This window comes from Enterobacter cloacae complex sp. P13B, from assembly GCF_014895915.1.
Taxonomy (GTDB): Bacteria; Pseudomonadota; Gammaproteobacteria; order Enterobacterales; family Enterobacteriaceae; genus Enterobacter; species Enterobacter bugandensis.
Genome location: NZ_JADBQN010000138.1, coordinates 1 through 609, shown reverse-complemented (window position 1 = coordinate 609; position 609 = coordinate 1). Strand labels below are relative to the sequence as shown.

Annotated in this window: 1 protein-coding gene; it reads right to left on the bottom strand. The window is 31.0% G+C overall.

The features are described 5' to 3' along the window. The coding region (locus IM273_RS22310; protein ID WP_193055674.1) for a nucleoid-associated protein at positions 1–609 on the bottom strand (609 nt) is incomplete at both ends.

Genomic DNA, 609 nt, shown 5'->3' with positions numbered 1-609 from the left:
GTTTTTTTACACTCATTTTAGCAATGCTGGTTTCAATATCTAACCATTCATATTGTTTTTTATCACTTGCTGAAACTTCAAATTCTTCGTTAACTTCAAAACCATTTTCATTTACGAAATCGACAAAGGTATTTTTATGCTCTGCTAAATCTACAGGGATTATTGCGTCAATCTGCGTTTGAATCTTATCTAAAGTTATAGATTGACCACGTTTGCAATTATTAAATAATTCTTGAACCTTAGATTCTATTTTTTCTCGTAAAGCACGACCAAAATCTTTTTGATGAGAAAACTCTTCTAAAGCTTTAATGCATTGTTCGCTACTGGTTTTATTTGAAATAATATCTTCGGCACCTATTGATTCCGTAAAATATTTCCTAACATCACCAGTTCCGCGAATAAAGCAAAGGTTGTTTTTATCATCATCTTCGTCATCTTCTGACATGAACCTGGTTATATCAACTCTTGCACCCTGTAAAAACTTATCCAAATCAATAATATCGACAGGATTTAGTTGCAAGTTTTCTTTAAATCTTAATGCATCTGTATTTTTCAGCATTAAAACTAAAAGCCTTTCAAAGTCTTTATGTATATTACCTTCATCATCTT